Origin of the sequence: Acinetobacter sp. V115_6, from assembly GCF_031799025.1 — a bacterium.
Taxonomy (GTDB): Bacteria; Pseudomonadota; Gammaproteobacteria; order Pseudomonadales; family Moraxellaceae; genus Acinetobacter; species Acinetobacter pittii.
In genome coordinates this window covers 1,657,278-1,677,167 of record NZ_JAVQNO010000021.1, presented here as the reverse complement: position 1 = coordinate 1,677,167, position 19,890 = coordinate 1,657,278, and the positions used below count along the sequence as shown (strand labels likewise).

Sequence of the window (19,890 nt, the reverse complement as noted above, 5' to 3'; positions counted from 1 at the left end):
ATGCCTCATATCGACAAACTAAGCTATACATAAAGTAGGCTGAAATAATTGTTTTAAAACCCGATTTTTTTTGTAGGGTATCTAATTTCAATAGAGCTTTTATTTAAATATCAACTCACTATAGAAAAAAGGAGGCAGGGTGCCTCCTCTTTTTTTAGACATTAAATGAATGAGTCATTCACTATCATTTGATCACTTTTGTTCTTGCAATTTTGTCATGTAAAGCTTGTCGCTTTTGTCCTAATGCAAAAGCATAGTCAATAATTGTACTGATCGGCATAAACAGTAAGTTTAATATGATAAAAACAATACTTCTTAATAAGAAGATGCGAGTTAAATTAACCTTGCTATTGTCCTCAGCATCTACAATTTTAATTCCAACGATTTTCTTACCTATACTCTGACCAAACTTTGTTAAAAGAACGGCTTGAATTGCAAGCATAATTACGACGTAAAGAAGCATTGAATGCCAAGCTTCTATTGGAATTAAAGTAAAAAGTTGTTGTTGCAATTCTGCAGCTTTAGTCGATGCGACTTCGGCAGATTGCATCTGTTTTTGCAGCTCGAATAATTGCTTATATTGAGCTTCATTAAAGAAAAAAGAAGGAATTGCAGCGATTGGTAACCAAAGCAATAAATCAATAATTTTTGCTAAAGCCCGAGCCGGAATAGACGCAAGTTCATGAACTTTAGGTTCTACACGAATTTGACGAATAGTTTCATTAGTTGATGTATTCGTGTTTATTGTAGGTACAGAATAACCGATAGGTTGATATACAAGTTTACCTTGGGTTAATTCTCCTAAAGCTTTCCATTCTGTCATGCCTTCATGCCAAGCTAAATCAGTTAACAAAATTTGTTGGCTAGCCAACATTTGATTTACTTGTTCTAAAGTATAAGGCCCAGCTTGTTGATTATTACGTGCCAAGTAAATTTGCATAAATAAAAATTCTCTATTCTAAAGATGAAAAAAGACCCACGGATGGGCCTTTTTTTATAACATATTAGATTTGCTTGATTTTTTCTTCAGCAAGGAAGAACCATGTATCTAAAACTGAGTCTGGGTTAAGAGAGACAGATTCAATACCTTGTTCCATTAACCATTTTGCAAGATCTGGATGGTCTGAAGGCCCCTGACCACAGATACCTACATATTTACCTGCTTTACGGCAGGCATGGATTGCCATTGAAAGAAGAGCTTTAACAGCTGCATCACGTTCATCAAATAAGTGTGAAACAATACCTGAGTCACGGTCAAGGCCTAACGTTAACTGAGTTAAGTCATTAGAACCAATAGAGAAACCATCGAAGTGCTCTAAGAATTGTTCAGCTAACAGAGCGTTAGTTGGTAATTCGCACATCATGATTACTTTTAATCCGTTCTCACCACGTTTTAAGCCATTTTGTGCAAGTAATTCAATAACACGTTTCGCTTCAGATACTGTGCGTACAAAAGGAATCATGATTTGAATATTGGTGAGACCCATTTCATCACGAACTTTCTTAAGTGCGCGACATTCTAATTCGAAACAATCACGGAAGTTATCAGATACATAACGGCTTGCACCACGGAAACCCAGCATCGGGTTTTCTTCTTCAGGCTCGTATAACTTACCACCAATTAAGTTTGCGTATTCGTTTGACTTGAAGTCAGACATACGAACGATAACTGGCTTGTCACCAAATGCAGCAGCAAGAGTCGCAATACCTTCAACCAATTTTTCAACATAGAAATCTACAGGTGAAGCATAACCCGCTGTACGAGTTAAAACCGCAGCACGAGTTTCACGAGGGAGGCTATCAATATTGAGTAGGGCTTTAGGGTGCACACCGATCATACGGTTAATGATGAACTCAAGACGAGCAAGGCCAATACCTTCGTTTGGAATTTGAGCAAAGTCAAATGCACGGTCAGGGTTACCTACGTTCATCATAATTTTAAACGAAAGCTTAGGCATAGATTCGATTGAGTTGCGTTGAACTTCGAAATCTAAAGCACCTTCGTAAATGAAACCTGTATCACCTTCAGCACAAGAAACAGTTACTTCTTGACCATCAGTTAATACTTCTGTTGCGTTACCACAACCTACAATCGCTGGTACACCAAGTTCACGTGCAATAATTGCTGCGTGACATGTACGACCACCACGATTAGTGATAATTGCAGCAGCACGTTTCATTACCGGTTCCCAGTCAGGATCGGTCATATCTGATACAAGAACGTCGCCTTCTTGAACTTTGTCCATTTCTTTTATTGAGTTAACAATACGGACTTTACCAGAACCAATACGTTGACCAATTGAACGACCTTCACAAAGAACAGTACCTCTTTGTTTGAGAAGATAGCGTTCCATAGTGCCTACATTTTGGCGGCTTTTTACAGTTTCAGGACGGGCTTGAACAATATAAATTTGACCGTCATCACCGTCTTTTGCCCATTCGATATCCATTGGAGCACCGTAATGCTGCTCAATGATAAGCGCTTGTTTAGCTAACTCTTGTAACTCATGGTCATTTAAAGCGAATTGTTGACGATCTTGTTTTTCAACATCAACAACAACAACAGATTTACCCGCAGAACCTTCTTCACCATAAATCATTTTTTGGTGTTTAGAGCCAAGGTTACGACGTAAAACAGAATGTCTTCCTGCATTTAATAATGGTTTAGATAAGTAAAACTCATCTGGGTTAACGGCACCTTGTACAACCATTTCACCTAAACCGTAAGAGGCAGTGATAAATACAACATCACGGAAACCAGATTCTGTATCAAGTGTAAACATTACACCCGCAGCGCCGGTTTCAGAACGAACCATACGCTGAACACCCGCTGAAAGTGCAACGATGTCATGATCAAAACCTTGATGCACACGGTAAGAAATTGCACGGTCATTATATAAAGAAGCAAATACTTCTTTAATCGCAATAAGTACGTTATCAATACCGCGAATATTCAAGAAAGTTTCTTGTTGACCCGCGAAAGAAGCATCTGGTAAATCTTCAGCAGTTGCAGATGAACGAACGGCAACCGCGATATCAGGGTTGCCGTTAGAAAGTGCTGTAAAAGCGGCGCGAATTTCTTGTTCTAAGGTTGCAGTGAGTGGAGTCTCTACAATCCATTGACGAATTTTAGCGCCTGTTTCTGCAAGAGCATTTACGTCATCGACGTTGAGTTGAGCAAGTTCTGCTTGAATTCGAGCGTTAAGACCACTTTGGTCTAAGAACTCACGATAGGCAGCAGCAGTAGTTGCAAAGCCACCAGGTACCGATACACCAGCATTTGATAAATGGCTGATCATTTCACCCAAAGATGAGTTTTTCCCACCTACGAGTTCGACATCGTGTTTCCCTAATTTTTCTAGACCGATTACGCGCGCTTCCAAAGTTTTCACTCCACTTTTGCAGTATTAATGTCTATCTTGGCATGAAATTATAAAAATAAAGTGCTTAGTTGAGAATTATACTAAGCGACAGTCATGTAAGATCAGTTTACTATAAAGATTATATAGCACTAAGACAAATGTTTAAGGAGAATTTTAATGTCAGAAAGTAAACAATTTAAGCGGAGTGTTTTTTTTATTTCTGATGGAACTGCAATTACTGCCGAGACTCTTGGACATTCGTTATTAGCACAATTTCCCAATGTAGATTTTGATATTCACATCATGCCGTATATTACAACTGAAGAGGCGGCAATGGATGTGGTGGTTGAGATTAATCGATGCCAAACCAAAGACGGTTGCCTACCTTTAGTATTTGATACTTTAGTCGATCCGCATGTGCGAGAGATTATTAACACGGCTAAAGCGGTTAATCTGGATGTGTTTGAAGGTTTAATTAGTAAACTTGAACAAGAACTTGGAACACCACCAACAACATTGGTCGGGCAGACTCATGCGGTAACCGATTCTGAATATTATAAAGCCCGTATCGATGCGGTTCATTTTGCGCTTGATAATGATGATGGGGCACGTACTCGTCATTACGATAAAGCGGATTTAATCTTAATTGGAGTTTCCCGTTCGGGTAAAACACCGACTTCTATTTACTTATCTCTTCAATTCGGTATTCGCGTTGCAAACTATCCATTAACTGAAGAAGATTTAGATGATAACCGTTTACCAGCAGTATTAAGAGCTCATCGTAGCAAGTTATTTGGTTTGATGATTGATGCTGAGCGTTTGGTCGCAATTCGTAGTGAACGTAAAGCGAATAGCCGTTATGCAAGTTTTAGCCAATGCCAAATGGAGCTAAGAGCAATTGAAGGGATTTATATTTCAGAAGGCATTAAATATTTAAACGTGACCGAAATGTCGATTGAAGAGATTTCAACTCGTATTTTACAAATGACAGGATTAAAACGTCGTATTGGTTAATTTAATCAATTGTTTATTTTAACCATTCAATTTTTGTATATTAATTTATAGATAAGTTGAATGGTTTTTTTAATATATATCACAGACAAAAATTAAAGTTTTATATATAAAACTAAATATTATTAAATAGTTTTTATTGGTTATAAGCCCGTAGTTATTTTGAAACTCATTTGTAAATTTAAATAACACTATTGAAAAGAAGTGTATGTTTTTTATTGTGCTGAAAAATAGTAATTCTTTATTTTTTATAAATATTTTTTAAAAGCATTCATGAAAAATCCACAATTTATAAAATGTTAAATGGATCACACTTTTTTGGTATTGTGTGATTGGTTTTTGATTTTAATTATAATTTCCCACCTCGATATGGGACTATCCGATTATCAAAATGCTAAAAAAATGTGTTTTTTCATTGGTATATATCTTGCCTCTTAATTTATATGCTGCTCAAGTAGATAAATTGCGAGAGCAAGCTATTCACACTTATAAAGCTGGACAAACTCAACAAGCAATATTGCAACTAGATCAATTGCTAAATAAATACCCGCATGACCAAAAATTACTAGCTGATTATTTAGTTGTCATGTCAAGTGAAAAAAGAGATTTATTAACCTTTTCTTCTCAGTATTTAGCAAATGTTAATTATGTGACTTTTCCAGAATATGGGCAACTACCATTAATACGTAATTTTCGTGATTTTAAACACTTTAAAGATGCAATTGAGTGGTCGAATAAATTTAATATTCAAAAGACATCTGATGGGCAGATTTTATTAGCGGTTCTATATGCTGAGGCTAAAGACCCTGTAAATGCTAAGGTGCATTTATCAGGTATTAAGAGTAAAAATCTTACAGCTGATCAATTTGTTCAAATTGCTTATGCATATCGACTTATTAATTCACCTGTAGATGCTTTATCTGCAATCGAGCAAGCTTATCAACAACAACCAAAATCTTTTGCGGTTTTGCAAGAATATAGTTATGACTTGGCGGCTATAGGCGCTTATAAAAAAGCTCAGCAGTTGCTGCTTGCCAGCGATAAAAATGCGCAAACAGAATCGTTACAACACTGGTTAAAAGTCAGCGAGTTTTCTCAACGTGTAAATAATGCAATTACTCGCTATAAATATTTGAATCGGGAAGGCATGTCGGACAGTGAAGGTTTTGCTGAGCTTGATGCCGTGTTGAAACAAGGTGAGCAAATACAGCCTTTGATTCAACCGTCAGACCCTAATTATTTAAGATTTCATTATGACTATTTATATGCGTTGGACTTTCGTGGGCATAGCCGTACGGTATTAGATGAATTTACTAAATTAAATGTACCGTTAGAAAAGCTACCGGCTTATGTTCGTCATGCGATTGCTGATAGTTATTTAGCTGAAAGACAACCCAAGCAGGCTGAACTCGCTTTTAAAACCTTACTTACCGAAAAAAACTACTCAGATATGACGGTATATACGGGGCTTTATTATTCTTATATTGAACAAGAAAAATATAAACAAGCTGAACAACTTTTGAATGAAGTTGATCGATTGATTCCTACATATAAATATAGTCAAGCCAAAGGGGTGGATAAATCAAGCCATCCTGATCGTGATGATTATATCGCTTTACAAGGCATGCATTTAGCTTACGCCAATCATTTGGATCAATCAGAAAAGCATTTTCAAAAACAAGTAGATCTTGCACCTGCTAATGAAGGTTTAATTAACAACCTTGCTCGTGTTGAGCGCTGGAGAGATAAACCTTTACAGGCAAAGCAAACAATTGCTCGTTTAAATGGTTTAACGCCAGTTGCTAAAGATACGCGTATTAACCAAATGCAAAATGCTCAGGCTTTAGGGAATATTCCTGAGTGGCGCAAAAGCACAGAAAGTCTTTTGCAATATTATCCTGAAGATAGTGGCGTAGTTAAAAGTCGAAAAGAGTTGGATGATCGTGATAGAGCAACCATCTCGCATTCTACAACTTGGGGCCAGAGTAAAGCAGAAAATAGCGATTCTGTGAGTGGGCAAAATGGCTTAAAAGATCGAGAAATGGAAACTCGTGTTAATAGCCCTTGGATTAAAGATAATTATCGTCTATTTGCTTGGCATCAAGATCGTTACGGTGAATACCGTTTTGGTGATGTGCATGACCAACGTTATGGTGTTGGTGCTGAGTGGCAAGCAAATCGTAAGGCATTGTCGGCAATTTTGTCGCAAAGTACAGATGGTGGCCAAGCAGGTATTCGTCTGGATTGGTCGCAATGGTTAAACGACCACTGGCAATATCAATTGCAATATGACAGTCAGGCTAATATTCCATTACAAGCAATTGATGCTGGTGAGGATGGACAAGCTTACCGTGCTGCTTTGACATGGCAAAAAGATGAGTCACGCCAAATTGGGGCGAGTTATGGCTTAACCGATATAAGTGACGGTAATAAACAACAAGAATTTTCTACTTTTTGGCGTGAGCGATTATTTGATGCGCCTCACCATATTACTTACGGAACCGTTCGTGGATTTTATGGCAGCAATAGCCAAGATCAGACTGCTTACTTTAGCCCAAGCAATCATTACAGTGCTGAGTTGAATTTAAGCCATGACTGGGTCACTTGGCGAGAGTACGAACGCTCATTTAAACAACATTTTGAAGCTGGAGTAGGGCTTTATAAACAAGCAGGTTACTCCGCTCGACCAACATATTCTTTGCAATATCAACATCAATGGCAGCTCTCACGGACTTGGCAACTTAATTATGGAATTGGTTGGCAATACCATCCATATGATGGTCATGATGAACAACATACCTACGGTATTTTCGGATTTGAAGGGCGTTTTTAATGAATAATATGATGTCAAAAATGTTGAGCTGTGTGTTTGCCTTAACATTATTACCCGTACAATTTGCCTATGCCCGCATTGAGACTGAATTACCAAAAAATCATACGGTTTCTTTAACTTTTCATGATGTACGAGATGACGTACTCAAGGAAGGTGATCGTGATATTTATGCGATTCAGACCAATAATCTGGCGCAGTTTCTCGATTGGCTTAGTCAGTCGGACTGGAAACCGATTCGTCTAAAAGATATTGAAGAGGCGCGTAAGCAAGGTAAGGAATTACCTCATAACTCTATTCTACTCACCTTTGATGATGGTGCTTTAAGTAGTTATAGCCGAGTATTTCCTTTGCTGAAGCAATATCAGATTCCAGCAGTTTTTGCACTTCCAACCAGTTGGTTAAATGGTAATACAAAAGCGGGTTATGAAGCCTATGGTCAAGGTAATTTGGTGAACTGGGCTCAAGTTCGTGAAATGCAAGCATCTGGGTTAGCCGAGTTTGCAAGCCATAGCGATGATTTACATCATGGGGTATTAGCCAATCCTCAAGGTAATGAGCAACCTGCTGCAACTTCTTATGCCTATTTAAAATCGCAATCACGTTATGAAACCGATGCGGAATATCAACAACGTATTTTGCAGGATTTAAAAAAATCTTATGCAGTTTTGAAAAAAGAAGTAGGGGTTAACCCTAAAGCAATTATTTGGCCTTATGGCGCCGTGAATGAACAGTTAGAGAAGCTAGCACAACAGGCAGGTTTCCAGTTTTCATTCAGTTTGGGACGTGATGGTATGAATCGCGTGAGTGACTCAACTTTTAAGCGTAGTTTAGTCATTGATAACCCTACAGCCGAACAACTGACAGAAGGCATGTTAAATATTCTGAATTTCGAAGAGTCAGATTTATTTAAGCAATCGCGTCATTTTGTGAGTATGGATTTAAAGCATTTGGCAGCGCACCACAATACCCAAACTGATGAAAAACTTGGGCAGTTATTATCAAAACTGTATAGCTTAAAAAACAACGCTTTAATCTTAAAGCCTTTAGAAGACAAAGATGGAGATGGGCAATATGATGTCGCTTATTTCCCTACAAATAAAATATCTGTTCAACAAGATATTCTAAATCGTAGTTTATGGCAGGCTCAAACTCGTGCTGGTCAATCTGTAATATTAGAGTTGCCTGCTTATCCGCAAAAAGATAAACCATTTTTAGCTGTAGATTTGGCTAAAGATATTGCACGTTTCAATAGTAATTTAAGCGGTGTTCAGCTTAATGCAGGATCATCTTTAAATTGCGCAATGCAAAAAATAACCGTGCAAGAAAGCAGTTGCATTGAACAATCAAAACAGCTCGAACAACTGAGTCAACTGACTAAAAAAGCGGTCAAACCTTATTTAAATATGAGTAATCAGGCGCAGTTTAGTTTATTGCTTACACCTGATTTAGAACATATCGAAAATCTACCTGAGCTTATAAAAACACTTTTAATGCAACATGATTTAGTCAATTTGAAGTTTGATGTGATTGGTAAGAAAAAACAATTTAATCAGTTGTTAATACTTTTAAATACACTTGATGATAATGATAAGCAACGAATAATGCTGACTTTAGAATTACCAGAAAACTCGCAAAAAAATGCTTGGGAAGAGGTTCAGCAAGGACTCTTTTCTATTCAGCGAGTAGGAATCCAGAAATTCGGTATTGATGGCTATAATTTTGAAAAATCAAAAGATGTTCATCAATATTTATATAATCCGCTTAGTCTGAATGCTAGCCCTGTGATGTATCAGCCTTTTGCAGGATTGGTAGAGGGGAAAAAGTAATGAGAGTATTACTCGATATTCTGTTTGCTTTTGCCTTTTTATATCCCTTACTGATGGCATGGACATGGATGGTAGGTGGACTTTGGTTTTTCTTTAAAAGAGAATACCATGAACAAGCACTTCCTGAACCCACAAATGAAGGGTGCAGTATCATCATTCCGTGTTTTAACGAAGAAGCTCAGGTTCGTCAAACAATTCGTTATGCGCTACAAACCAAATATCCTAATTTTGAAGTCATTGCTGTTAATGACGGAAGTAGTGATAGGACCGCCGAAATTCTAGATGAATTGTCAACGCAAGATTCACGTCTTCGGGTTGTACACTTAGCAGAAAATCAGGGTAAGGCTGTAGCTTTAAGATCGGGAGTACTGGTTAGTAAATACGAATATCTTGTTTGTATCGATGGAGATGCGTTGTTGCATCCGCATGCGGTACTTTGGTTAATGCAACCATTTATTAACTTCCCGCGAATTGGTGCTGTAACTGGTAATCCACGAATTTTAAACCGATCTAGTATTTTAGGAAAATTACAAGTTGGTGAGTTTTCTTCGATTATTGGTTTGATTAAACGTGCACAACGTACATATGGTCGTATTTTTACCGTATCTGGTGTGATTGCAGCATTTCGTAAAACTGCACTCGCTCGAGTCGGGTTTTGGTCAGACGATAAAATTACCGAAGATATTGATATTTCATGGAAGTTACAGCTCGACCATTGGGATATTCAGTATATTCCACAAGCGCTTTGTTATATCTATATGCCTGAGACATTTAAAGGTCTATGGAAACAGCGTCTTCGCTGGGCGCAAGGTGGGGTAGAGGTTCTTATAGAATATATTCCACAAATGTTCAAACTGCGTGTTCGCAGAATGTGGCCGGTCATGATTGAGGCGCTAGTCAGCATTATCTGGTCTTATGTGATGATCATGATCTTCATGTTATTTTTTGTGGGATTGTTTATTGAGCTGCCTCAGCAATGGCAGATCAAAACGCTTATGCCACAGTGGTACGGTGTAATACTAGGCGGAACATGTTTGATCCAGTTTTTAGTGAGTTTGTGGATTGATCATCGTTATGACCGAGGGCGTTTTTTTAGAAATTACTTTTGGGTCATTTGGTACCCGTTGTTTTTCTGGTTACTGACTTTGTTTACAAGTGTTGTCGCGGTACCAAAAACTTTATTTAACACAAAAAAACGTGCCCGTTGGGTAAGTCCCGATCGAGGCTTCCGTGGAGATAACCCATGAAACTTGAGGAAAATAAGGATATAGAGACTTTAGATATCCCTGAATATATTGATCAGCCGGAATATGTCAAAAATAAAACAGCAAACTATACATTACAAACCATTGGCTGGATTTGTTTAATGTGGCTGCTTTTCCCATTGGTTTCACTGTTTTTATGGGTTTTTGAAGGTCACTTAATTTATGATTACGTCTGGATAGACCACTTATCAGAAGTTAAGACCTTACTTCATTTAGCCCTACTGATCGGAATTAGCGCGCTTATTTTAATTTTATGGGCAAGTTATAACTGGATTAGGTTTAGTGGTGAGGACCGACGTGCTAAGGCACCTAATAGTTCTGTAGAATTATTAGCGACCCAATTTTCAGTTACTTCCGACATGCTAAATGATTTGCAAGAAAAACAGCGCATCATTTTGCATTACGATGATCATGGTAATTTGCAAAAATATGAGTAAATAAAAAAGCATGGCCTAAAACCATGCTTTTTTTACTTTTATGGTATTGCTCTGATAATAATATCAACGGGTTGTTCTATACCATCCATGCTGTGAATAGATCTATTGGTAATTTTAACAATTGGCCATGTTTGCAATTTACAGTTGGGTTTCTGAAGTGCCGCATAATAACTGTCGGATTTAAAAAATACTTTTTTGGTGGTTGCAGTATTGGGAGTCAAAAGACGCTTAAGCCATGGTTCGTTTACTTGAGTTTCTAGAAAACGTAATGCCAGAATGCTTTTAACACGATTGTTAAATAACCTGCGGTTTTTAATAATAAGTGGGTGAGTAATTAACTTATGTGTACCCATTTGACTATGGGGCAAAATAAAATGAGGGGTGATTTGGAAGACTGTCACAAATTTTGCTTGCTGGCAGATTTTTTCAAGATGAGTCACGCTATCTTGATTTGTACCAATAATCGCGACAGATGAATGTGAAAAGTCAAACTCTTTAATTGATGTTGATGAAATCACTTGACCAGTAAAATCTTCGAAATCTTGAGAGATATTCTGAAAAATTACTGATTTTGAAGTGTTATTTTTAATATTAATAGTCATTTTCCAAAAGTCCTTTTGGTTTTTTAAATCATGATGTTTTTATCGTTTTAATATAAATAACCAAGCAGGCAGTTGGGGTAAAGTCTTTTCAGATAGATGGTCATCCCATACTCAAAATCAATTCAAGTATGGGAGCTTAAAGTAGAGTTTAATGTTCTGTTTTTACATTCATGAGTTGTGTAAAGCTTTCTAAACGTTTAGCTGTATCGTATACATCGCATGTAAAAATAAATTCATCAACATCGTATGTCGCTAATAAATTTTGTAAGCCAGAGCGAACCGTATCTACAGAACCAATTTGCGCCATTGCATAGAAGTTTTCGACAGAAAGTTGTTCTGCTGTATTCCATAATCCCTGCATTGATTCAACTGGTGGTTTCAGCTTCAAGCTTTCACCACGGATTAAACCTAATACGCGTTGGTAAGCACTAGTTGCTAAAAATTGTGCTTCTTCATCTGTATCTGCAACAACAACAGGCACACCCATTGAAACATACGGCTTATCTAGGTACTCAGAAGGTTCAAAGTTCTCCCGATAAAGTTGAATCGCTTGACCTAACATACGTGGTGCAAAATGTGATGCAAATGAGTAAGGAAGTCCAAGTTTTGCCGCGAGTTGTGCACTAAATAGGCTAGATCCAAGTAACCAAACAGGAACATGGGTGCTTTGCCCTGGTGTTGCAATAATTTTTTGTCCTGCTTGAGGTACATCGAAATATCTTAAGATTTCGACAACATCTCGAGGAAACTGATCTTCTGTTTCTTGATAGCCACGACGTAAAGCTCGCATGGTGAGTTGGTCTGTACCGGGAGCACGGCCTAAACCAAGTTCAATACGATTTGGATATAAAGTAGCAAGCGTCCCGAACTGTTCTGCGACAACTAAAGGGGCATGGTTAGGAAGCATAATTCCCCCTGAACCTAAGCGAATATGCTGTGTATGTGCTGCAATAAAACCGAGTAAGACAGCGGTAGCTGAACTTGCGATTCCATCCATGTTGTGATGTTCAGCAAGCCAGAAACGTTCATAACCTAGTTTTTCTGCATGTTGTGCCAATTCTAATGCGTGACGTAATGAGAATTCGATGGTTTTATCATTACGAATAGGAGCAAGTTCCAAAATGGAGAACTTGGTATCTTGAAGTGATCGCATGCGATATTCTCGAATAAGGATATATCGAAATAATACGATATATGGGGTGTGATGTATATCGTTTTTTTTCGATATTAATTTTTAGCTATAAATAAAAAAGCACCCGAAGGTGCTCTTTTGATTCATCTGTGAATTAGCGGTTTTTATACCAACCACGGTGTAAGCCATTGTCATGGCGACGGCTACCACCTTTATAATAACGACGGTCACCATCGTAATATCTGCGGTCATCACGATCGTAACGATCACGGTCATAACGGTCATCGTAATTACGATCTTCAGCAACTTTACGACCTAATGCAGAACCACCAGCTGCACCTACTGCTGCACCGATGTATCCACCGTTGGTGCCGCCCATATTTTTGCCGACTGTATAACCAGCACCACCACCTAAAGCACCACCAATTGCAGCTTCTGTACGATTACGACGATCACTTGCTGCCGCTGCACCACCAGCACCACCTAAAGCAGCACCGATTGTTGCACCTGAGGTACCACCAATACTTTTACCAATTGCAGTACCCACTACACTACCTAAAGCAGAGGTTGCAGCAACACGTGTACCATTGTCAGCATGTGCAACTGTTACCATAGAAGATGTTGCAATTAATGCACTAGCCAACCAAATATTCATTTTCATCGTAGAACTCCATGTCCTTTTTACTGGAAGGACAGTTATCTTTATCTTGGGGTAAATGTAATAAAAAATTTCGTGATAATTATGGAGAACCCCAAGGGTGATACAAGTGTTTTGTGTCTGTTTGTAGTGTTTGTATTAATTTGTGGATAAACCATGAGCATACGACAAATTAGCTTTTAATCACTCATAATAAAAAAGCACCCGAAGGTGCTTAAATATCTGTTCGTCAAATTTGATTAGTGATGACGACGGTGTTTTTTCTTCCAGTGTTTAGAAGATTTTTCTGTATAACGGTCTTTAGAGATTTTATTACCTAAAGCAGAACCACCCGCAGCACCTAAAGCAGCGCCGACATAACCACCGTTTGTACCACCCATGCTTTTACCAACGGTATAACCAGCACCACCACCTAAAGCACCGCCAATCGCAGATTCAGTACGGTGACGACGGTCACTTGCAACAGCTGCACCACCAGCACCGCCTAAAGCAGCACCAATTGTTGCGCCTGATGTACCGCCCATGCTTTTACCAATTGCAGTACCTGCTACGCTACCTAAAGCAGAAGCGGCTGCTACATGTGTTGTATTGTCAGCATGTGCCACAGTAACCATTGAAGTTGCGAGAACAGCGCTACATAACCAAGCATTTAATTTCATTTTTGACTCCGTGTCCCTAGTTGCAGGACCCTATATCTTTTGTTACGGCAAATGTAACAAAACACTTCTCCCCAAATATGGAGAACCATCTTTTGATTATTGCAGTTTAGTGTCTGGTTTGTATGTTTTCTATTAAAATAGAATATTTAATACCCATATAGAAAAAAGTAATTCTCATTTAACATTCTTAAGTTTATTTACGGTCAGTTGAACACAAGAAATCAATGAAAGCTCGTGTGGCAGAAGACATATGCTTATGTTGTGCATATAGTAAAGAGAAAGGGCGTGTATGACCTGCATATGGCTCAAGTAAAGGCTGTAGCTTTCCTTGTTGAATTTTTTCATTAACGATAAAGTCGTAACTCTGACATATCCCTAGCCCATTTTCAGCAAGAGAAACTACTCCCAAAATATCTTCTTTTACTAAAATCCGATTTGATGGTATCCATTGAATTTCATTATCAAAATTTTTAAAAAACCATGGAGTAACCTTACCCGTGCTCGGTAATTCAAAGGCAATACATTGGTGATGGTTTAAGTCTTCCAAGGTTTGAGGAACACCCATACGTTTTAAATAATCGGGTGAAGCAACAAGTTGAAGAGGGGCAAGCTCCAAAGGTCTGGCAATGAGAGTGGTACTAGGAAGCTGACCTTGACGAATAGCTAAATCAAATCCTTCTGCAATTAAATCGACATTTCGATTAGAAATACTGACTTCTATTTGAATATCTGGATATTGCAAAAGAAATTTTTGTAGTAATTCTGGAAGGCGATAGTGTCCGTAGGTGGTGGGTACACTTAATTTAATTTTGCCGCAAATTTGCAGTTGCTTACCTTGAATAGCACGCTCTGCATGGTCAATTAACTGAAATGCATGTTGCATCTTTTCATAATAAAGTTGACCAGCTTCAGTCAGGCTCAAATGACGAGTTGTTCTTCTAAAAAACTGAATACCAAGTTTTTTCTCTAGCCGCGTAATTGTTCTACTAATGACTGAAGGAGTTGTTGCTAAATAAATTGCAGCTGCACTAATAGAAAGCTTCTCAGCGACAATTAAAAACACTTCAATATCGGCAAGATGGTCAAATTGACGTGACATTTAGTCCTCAAACGCAAAAAAGATTTGCAAAGGTGGTTGTTTATCTACCTGATTGGCAAAAATAGAATATATCCATCCAAAATATAAATCCAGTAAATGGTTGGAATGAAGGTCGAATGATGAAATCTCTAAATAAAATAATGCTTGCAGTAGTTGCCGTTTCAGCAGCATTCAGTGCAAATGCTGCTCATGTGTTGGTTGTATTGTCTGATGAGGCGCATTTAGAGCTAAAAAAAAGGTCATATTTTTAAAACAGGCTTTTACTTAAATGAGTTGATGCAACCTACAAAAATGCTTTTAGATGCAGGTCATACAGTAACTTTCGCTACACCAAAAGGGAAAGCTCCAACCTTAGATGAATCATCAAATAGTGCAATGTATTTTAACCAAGATGAAAAAGCATTAAAGCAATATGCAGATTTATTGCATGATCTAAAATTAACATCTGCTCAAGATTCTCCAGTTGTGAGCCTATCTCGTATTGAACAAATTGGTGTGGGTCAGTTTGATGCTATTTATATTCCAGGTGGGCATGCACCTATGCAAGATCTATTAAAAGATAAACAACTTGGAAAAGTACTTACAGCTTTCCATAAAGCTGGTAAACCTACTGCGTTGGTCTGTCATGGTCCTATTGCATTGATGTCTACTTTACCTAATGCCTCGGAAGTAGTTGGTCAACTCGAACAAGGCAAGCCAGTAAAAACTGGCGAATGGATTTATAAAAATTATCGAATGACGGTGATTAGTAATCAGGAAGAAGAGCAGGCTAAAGCTTTATTAAAAGGTGGAGAAATGAAGTTTTATCCACAAACGGCTTTACAGTCACTTGGCGCTAAGTATCAAAGTAATACCACTGCATGGACCCCAAACGTAGTAGTGGACCGTGAACTTATTACAGGACAAAATCCAGCGTCGGCTGTTTTGGTGGGCAAAACCTTATTAGAAAAATTAAAATAAGTAGGCTGGCAAAGAGGTTTTTTAAACAAAGCCTCTATTGTCATATAGAGGGAAAATATAACTTATTATTTTCTACAGAACAGCCAAATTATAGGCAAATAATAAATCTTATTCGAAATCATTATATTTATACGCTTCTACTTATTGGGAAAGTTGATGAATTGGCTGATTATATATGTCATTTAAGCAGCATAATCTGTAAACTATGCGCTATTTTTACGATTTTGCTTATCTTCTATACTTACATAGCCTTCGATAAGCTTTTTGGACTTTTGAGATATTTCCTCTTATGAAAGCGTCACTCCGTTTACGACTTGATCAACTCTGTGATCGACATGAAGAACTTACTGCATTGCTTGCAGATGCTGAAGTGATCTCCGATAACAAACGTTTCCGTAAATTGTCTCGTGAACATAGTGATTTATCTGAAATTACCGAAGTTTGGGGCAAATACCGTCAAGCAGAAGAAGACATTGAAACTGCTGAAATGATGAAGTCGGATCCAGACTTTAAAGATATGGCAGAAGAAGAAATTCAAGCCAATAAAACATTGCTTGAAGAATTAGAAAGCCAGCTCAATATTTTGATGATTCCAAAAGATCCAAATGACTCTAATGCGGCTTATTTAGAAATCCGTGCTGGAACAGGTGGTGATGAAGCTGCGATTTTCTCTGGTGATTTGTTCCGTATGTACAGCAAATATGCCGAGACACAAGGCTGGCGTATCGAAGTCCTTTCTGAAAATGAAGGCGAGCATGGTGGCTTTAAAGAAGTTATTTGTCGTGTAGATGGTGATGGCGTTTATGGTCGCTTAAAGTTTGAAAGTGGTGCTCACCGTGTACAACGTGTGCCAGCAACTGAATCACAAGGTCGTGTGCATACATCAGCTTGTACAGTTGCGATCTTGCCTGAAATTGATGTTGATACCAACGTTGAAATTAATCCGGCAGATTTACGTATTGATACTTACCGTGCATCTGGTGCAGGTGGTCAGCACATTAACAAAACCGATTCAGCGGTGCGTATTACTCACATTCCAACCGGCACAGTGGTTGAGTGCCAAGAAGAACGTTCACAGCATAAAAACAAAGCTAAAGCGATGGCATTGTTAGTATCGCGTTTAGAAAATGCAAAACGTGCAGCAGCAGATGCAGCAACTTCTGAAATGCGCCGTGATTTGGTTGGTTCTGGTGACCGTTCTGAACGTATCCGTACTTATAACTACCCACAAGGGCGTATGACTGACCATCGTATTAACCTAACTTTATATAAGTTAGATGCCATTATGGAAGGTGATTTGACTGAATTGCTCGATAGCTTACATCGTGAATATCAGGCAGATCAGCTTGCGATGCTTGCACAGGAAAATGGCGGCTAATGAATATTGCTCAAGCGCTTGCAACTCGTGGTGAGCCTGACAGTTATGAACGGCAAGAAAATGCTTGGTTACTTGAGCATTTTCTAAAAATCAATTCGCTTGAATTAAAGTTTAGACTTGAGCAAGAGTTAACTGCCCAACAAGAGCAAGATTACTTGACTGGTCTAGAACGTATCCAAAATGGTGAGCCTTTAGCTTATGTGACGGGTTCACAGCCATTTTGGACACTCGATTTAAAAGTAACGTCTGATACTTTAGTGCCACGACCTGATACTGAAATTCTAGTTGAAACCGTTTTAAATCTAAATTTGCCAAATACTGCAAATATTGTTGATTTAGGAACGGGAACAGGTGCAATTGCGCTTGCATTAGCAAGTGAACGTCCAGATTGGCAAGTCACTGCAACTGATATTTATGCGCCTACTTTAGAAGTCGCAAAAGAAAATGCACAAGTTCATAATTTGCAATGTGTGAAATTTGCCTGCGGCGCTTGGTTTGAAGCACTCGAACCACAAAAGTTTGATTTAATTGTTTCTAATCCGCCGTATATCGACCCTGAAGATGAGCACATGCAAGCTTTGGCAACAGAACCGCGCCGTGCATTGGTTGCAGATCATCAGGGACTAGCTGATATTGAAATTATTATTGCTCAAGGGAAAAACTGGTTAAAACCACAAGGCTGGATTGCGCTAGAGCATGGCTATGATCAGGGGCAAGCTGTTCGAAAAATATTTGCTGAGCATGGTTTTAGTGAAATTAAAACTATTCAAGACTATGGCCAAAATGATCGGGTCACTTTGGCATGCTGGATTTAAAATTAATTTTGTAGTGTATCTCGCCAACGTAATAACCAGTTTTCGATAAGTTTCATTAAGGTATCGGTTACTTTACCCAATAGCGCCAATAAAATAATTGCAATGATAACAATATCTGGTCGAGACGTCTCTCGGCCATCACTGAGTAAATAGCCAATCCCTTGAGTGGCCGCAATCAGTTCAGCTGCAATCATAAACATCCAAGACAAACTTAAGCTGTTTCGTAAGCCAGTTAAAATGCCTGGAGATGCTGCTGGTAAAATAATAGATATAATCCGCTGAAAAGCATTAAGCCGATAAACTTTTCCAACTTCAATGAGCTTTCTATCTACATTATGAATTGCTGCAACTGTATTGGTATAGGTTGGAAAGAATGCTCCGATTGCAATCAATGTAATTTTAGAACCTTCGTCAATTCCTAACCAAAGTAATAATAAAGGGATCCACGCAAGACTTGGAATTGATTTAATTGCTGAAAAAGTTGGTTCTAAATATGCTTCTGCTTCTTTACTTAATCCAACCCAAATTGCAAAAATTAAACCTAAACCGCTTCCTATAATAAAGCCCAACAGAACACGCCATGTACTAATATAAATATGGGCAAATAGATCGCTATGAGCTAAATCTAAAAAAGATTGCCATAAACTAGACGGTGCAGGGAGTAGATAAGCATCGATATAGCCATTTCTGACTAAAAACTCACAAGCCGTTAAAAAGATAAGTGGAATGAGTAGCGCTTTAAACCACCGTGTAAATTTATGGTTTAAATGCTTTTTCTGAGATTTTGAAGCCTGCTGAGCTAAGAAGTGATTTAGCTCAGCTTTGTTAAGTGAATCACTCATATACTATTTCACGACTTTTTGAGCAAAACGTGGGTCTAGCAACTGATCAACCACTTGATTGACGTTGGTACCTTTTCTAACCAAGTCTTCTTCTGTCAAAATTTTCCCAGAACGTTTTAGCGCTTGTGCTTGAGTTGCTGATGGAATGCTTTGATCGAAGTTGGTTCGGCTCAGTTGTAGTTTAGCCACAGGTAGAGGAAGTTTTGATTCTTGAGCTAAAAGTGCTGCCACTTTATCTGGATTGGCTTTTGCCCATTTTCGGGCTTGTTCGTAGGCTTTAATAACGGCCTCTACCGCTTCAGGGCTTTGCTTTGCAAAATCTTCTTTAACGCTCAGTACGCTATAGCTATTAAATCCAACATTACGATAAAGCAATTTGGCACCTGATTGAATTTGAGCAGAAGCCATTAATGGATCAAGTCCAGCCCAAGCATCTACTTGGCCACGCTCTAATGCAGTTTTGCCATCTGGGTGTTGTAGATGAACCAGTTGTACATCACGTTTACTCAAACCGACTGTATCTAGTGCTTGTAGTGTAAATAAGAAAGGATCGGTTCCTTTGGTAGCTGCAATTTTTTTACCTTTTAAATCTTTTAGGCTTTTAATTGGTGAATTTTTTGCGACAACAAGCGCGGTCCATTCCGGTTGGCTTTGTACATAAATCGTTTTAATTGGACTACCATTCGCTCGACTTAATACAGCAGCTAATCCAGCGGTAGAAGCAAAATCGATGCTGTTACTGTTGAGATATTCTAATGAGCGGTTACTACCTTGACTAAAAACCCATTTAATTTGGGTATTTGGCAGTGCTTTTTCGAGAAGTTTTTGATCTTTAACGACTAAACTGGTTGGTGCATAGTAAGCATAATCAAGTTTAAGCGTAGTCGGAATTGCTGCAAAAGCAGATGAAGTAAATACAAACCCCAATGTTGATGCCAACAAAGTCTTTGGTAGAGAAAATTTTGATTTTAAAGACATGATAAAAATAAAACCGAAATGAAATAGGAGATC

The 19,890-nt window shown here is 38.3% G+C and carries 16 protein-coding genes and 1 pseudogene; 8 read left to right on the top strand and 9 right to left on the bottom strand.

From position 1 onward, the window contains the following. Nucleotides 1–184: 184 nt before the first annotated feature. Together RMA94_RS16315 and ppsA are read right to left on the bottom strand one after the other, a co-directional pair. Nucleotides 185–940, bottom strand: a complete 756-nt coding sequence (locus tag RMA94_RS16315) for an RDD family protein (RefSeq protein WP_002119677.1) — start codon at nt 938–940, stop codon at nt 185–187. A 64-nt stretch (nt 941–1,004) separates the two neighbouring features. After that, a complete protein-coding gene (ppsA, locus tag RMA94_RS16310; RefSeq protein ID WP_005803576.1) occupies nt 1,005–3,392 on the bottom strand; it encodes a phosphoenolpyruvate synthase in 2,388 nt (795 codons plus the stop codon). A 147-nt stretch (nt 3,393–3,539) separates the two neighbouring features. Between ppsA and RMA94_RS16305 the strand changes: the two genes are divergently transcribed. The 5 genes from RMA94_RS16305 (at nt 3,540) to pgaD (ending at nt 10,734) form a co-directional block, all read left to right on the top strand. After that, nucleotides 3,540–4,376: a pyruvate, water dikinase regulatory protein gene (locus tag RMA94_RS16305; protein WP_002119749.1), complete on the top strand. Its 837-nt coding sequence runs from the start codon at nt 3,540–3,542 to the stop codon at nt 4,374–4,376. Between the two features lie 388 nt (nt 4,377–4,764). After that, a complete protein-coding gene (pgaA, locus tag RMA94_RS16300; RefSeq protein ID WP_270906492.1) occupies nt 4,765–7,206 on the top strand; it encodes a poly-beta-1,6 N-acetyl-D-glucosamine export porin PgaA in 2,442 nt (813 codons plus the stop codon). Then, nucleotides 7,206–9,032 (top strand): poly-beta-1,6-N-acetyl-D-glucosamine N-deacetylase PgaB, encoded by a 1,827-nt coding sequence (pgaB, locus tag RMA94_RS16295; protein ID WP_270906491.1) that lies wholly within the window; start codon nt 7,206–7,208, stop codon nt 9,030–9,032. Before pgaA ends, pgaB begins: the two co-directional genes overlap by 1 nt. Further along, nucleotides 9,032–10,279 carry a poly-beta-1,6-N-acetyl-D-glucosamine synthase gene (pgaC, locus tag RMA94_RS16290; protein ID WP_311083775.1) on the top strand — a complete coding sequence of 416 codons (1,248 nt, stop codon included), beginning with the start codon at nt 9,032–9,034 and terminating at the stop codon, nt 10,277–10,279. Before pgaB ends, pgaC begins: the two co-directional genes overlap by 1 nt. Then, complete coding sequence (pgaD, locus tag RMA94_RS16285; protein WP_151302437.1) at nt 10,276–10,734, top strand: poly-beta-1,6-N-acetyl-D-glucosamine biosynthesis protein PgaD; 459 nt, start codon at nt 10,276–10,278, stop codon at nt 10,732–10,734. The genes pgaC and pgaD overlap by 4 nt, the downstream gene beginning before the upstream one ends. A gap of 38 nt (nt 10,735–10,772) precedes the next feature. Here the strand turns inward: pgaD and RMA94_RS16280 are convergent, their stop codons facing one another. From RMA94_RS16280 to RMA94_RS16260, 5 genes are all read right to left on the bottom strand, one after another. Then, nucleotides 10,773–11,336, bottom strand: coding sequence for a flavoprotein (locus RMA94_RS16280; RefSeq protein ID WP_068930445.1), 564 nt, complete (start codon nt 11,334–11,336; stop codon nt 10,773–10,775). 148 nt (nt 11,337–11,484) lie between these two features. Next, on the bottom strand, nt 11,485–12,489 hold the full coding sequence (locus RMA94_RS16275) for an LLM class flavin-dependent oxidoreductase (RefSeq protein ID WP_311083774.1): 1,005 nt from the start codon (nt 12,487–12,489) through the stop codon (nt 11,485–11,487). Between the two features lie 133 nt (nt 12,490–12,622). Beyond that, nucleotides 12,623–13,129 (bottom strand): hypothetical protein, encoded by a 507-nt coding sequence (locus tag RMA94_RS16270; protein WP_002119687.1) that lies wholly within the window; start codon nt 13,127–13,129, stop codon nt 12,623–12,625. Nucleotides 13,130–13,365: 236 nt separating this feature from the next. Beyond that, a complete protein-coding gene (locus tag RMA94_RS16265) occupies nt 13,366–13,785 on the bottom strand; it encodes a glycine zipper domain-containing protein (RefSeq protein ID WP_005073603.1) in 420 nt (139 codons plus the stop codon). Between the two features lie 193 nt (nt 13,786–13,978). Then, nucleotides 13,979–14,884, bottom strand: coding sequence for a LysR family transcriptional regulator (locus tag RMA94_RS16260; protein WP_151302438.1), 906 nt, complete (start codon nt 14,882–14,884; stop codon nt 13,979–13,981). 119 nt (nt 14,885–15,003) lie between these two features. On the opposite strand from RMA94_RS16260, the pseudogene RMA94_RS16255 reads away from it, so the two are divergent. The 3 genes and pseudogenes from RMA94_RS16255 (at nt 15,004) to prmC (ending at nt 18,037) form a co-directional block, all read left to right on the top strand. Continuing rightward, nucleotides 15,004–15,844 (top strand): annotated as a pseudogene (locus RMA94_RS16255) (type 1 glutamine amidotransferase domain-containing protein). A gap of 289 nt (nt 15,845–16,133) precedes the next feature. After that, nucleotides 16,134–17,222, top strand: coding sequence for a peptide chain release factor 1 (gene prfA / locus RMA94_RS16250; RefSeq protein WP_002119588.1), 1,089 nt, complete (start codon nt 16,134–16,136; stop codon nt 17,220–17,222). Further along, nucleotides 17,222–18,037, top strand: a complete 816-nt coding sequence (prmC, locus tag RMA94_RS16245) for a peptide chain release factor N(5)-glutamine methyltransferase (protein WP_311083773.1) — start codon at nt 17,222–17,224, stop codon at nt 18,035–18,037. Before prfA ends, prmC begins: the two co-directional genes overlap by 1 nt. Nucleotides 18,038–18,039: 2 nt before the next feature. Here the strand turns inward: prmC and RMA94_RS16240 are convergent, their stop codons facing one another. Together RMA94_RS16240 and RMA94_RS16235 are read right to left on the bottom strand one after the other, a co-directional pair. Continuing rightward, nucleotides 18,040–18,879, bottom strand: a complete 840-nt coding sequence (locus RMA94_RS16240) for an ABC transporter permease (RefSeq protein ID WP_311083772.1) — start codon at nt 18,877–18,879, stop codon at nt 18,040–18,042. A 3-nt stretch (nt 18,880–18,882) separates the two neighbouring features. Further along, nucleotides 18,883–19,857 (bottom strand): aliphatic sulfonate ABC transporter substrate-binding protein, encoded by a 975-nt coding sequence (locus RMA94_RS16235; RefSeq protein ID WP_130172409.1) that lies wholly within the window; start codon nt 19,855–19,857, stop codon nt 18,883–18,885. Nucleotides 19,858–19,890 lie beyond the last annotated feature (33 nt).

Coding starts and splice junctions, on each gene's coding strand:
- RMA94_RS16280 (WP_068930445.1), bottom strand. CDS start 11,336: ATGACTATTAATATTAAAAATAACACTTCAAAATCAGTAATTTTTCAG.
- pgaC (WP_311083775.1), top strand. CDS start 9,032: ATGAGAGTATTACTCGATATTCTGTTTGCTTTTGCCTTTTTATATCCC.
- RMA94_RS16260 (WP_151302438.1), bottom strand. CDS start 14,884: ATGTCACGTCAATTTGACCATCTTGCCGATATTGAAGTGTTTTTAATT.
- RMA94_RS16270 (WP_002119687.1), bottom strand. CDS start 13,129: ATGAAAATGAATATTTGGTTGGCTAGTGCATTAATTGCAACATCTTCT.
- RMA94_RS16235 (WP_130172409.1), bottom strand. CDS start 19,857: ATGTCTTTAAAATCAAAATTTTCTCTACCAAAGACTTTGTTGGCATCA.
- RMA94_RS16275 (WP_311083774.1), bottom strand. CDS start 12,489: ATGCGATCACTTCAAGATACCAAGTTCTCCATTTTGGAACTTGCTCCT.
- RMA94_RS16240 (WP_311083772.1), bottom strand. CDS start 18,879: ATGAGTGATTCACTTAACAAAGCTGAGCTAAATCACTTCTTAGCTCAG.
- RMA94_RS16305 (WP_002119749.1), top strand. CDS start 3,540: ATGTCAGAAAGTAAACAATTTAAGCGGAGTGTTTTTTTTATTTCTGAT.
- RMA94_RS16265 (WP_005073603.1), bottom strand. CDS start 13,785: ATGAAATTAAATGCTTGGTTATGTAGCGCTGTTCTCGCAACTTCAATG.
- pgaA (WP_270906492.1), top strand. CDS start 4,765: ATGCTAAAAAAATGTGTTTTTTCATTGGTATATATCTTGCCTCTTAAT.
- prfA (WP_002119588.1), top strand. CDS start 16,134: ATGAAAGCGTCACTCCGTTTACGACTTGATCAACTCTGTGATCGACAT.
- RMA94_RS16315 (WP_002119677.1), bottom strand. CDS start 940: ATGCAAATTTACTTGGCACGTAATAATCAACAAGCTGGGCCTTATACT.
- pgaD (WP_151302437.1), top strand. CDS start 10,276: ATGAAACTTGAGGAAAATAAGGATATAGAGACTTTAGATATCCCTGAA.
- pgaB (WP_270906491.1), top strand. CDS start 7,206: ATGAATAATATGATGTCAAAAATGTTGAGCTGTGTGTTTGCCTTAACA.
- prmC (WP_311083773.1), top strand. CDS start 17,222: ATGAATATTGCTCAAGCGCTTGCAACTCGTGGTGAGCCTGACAGTTAT.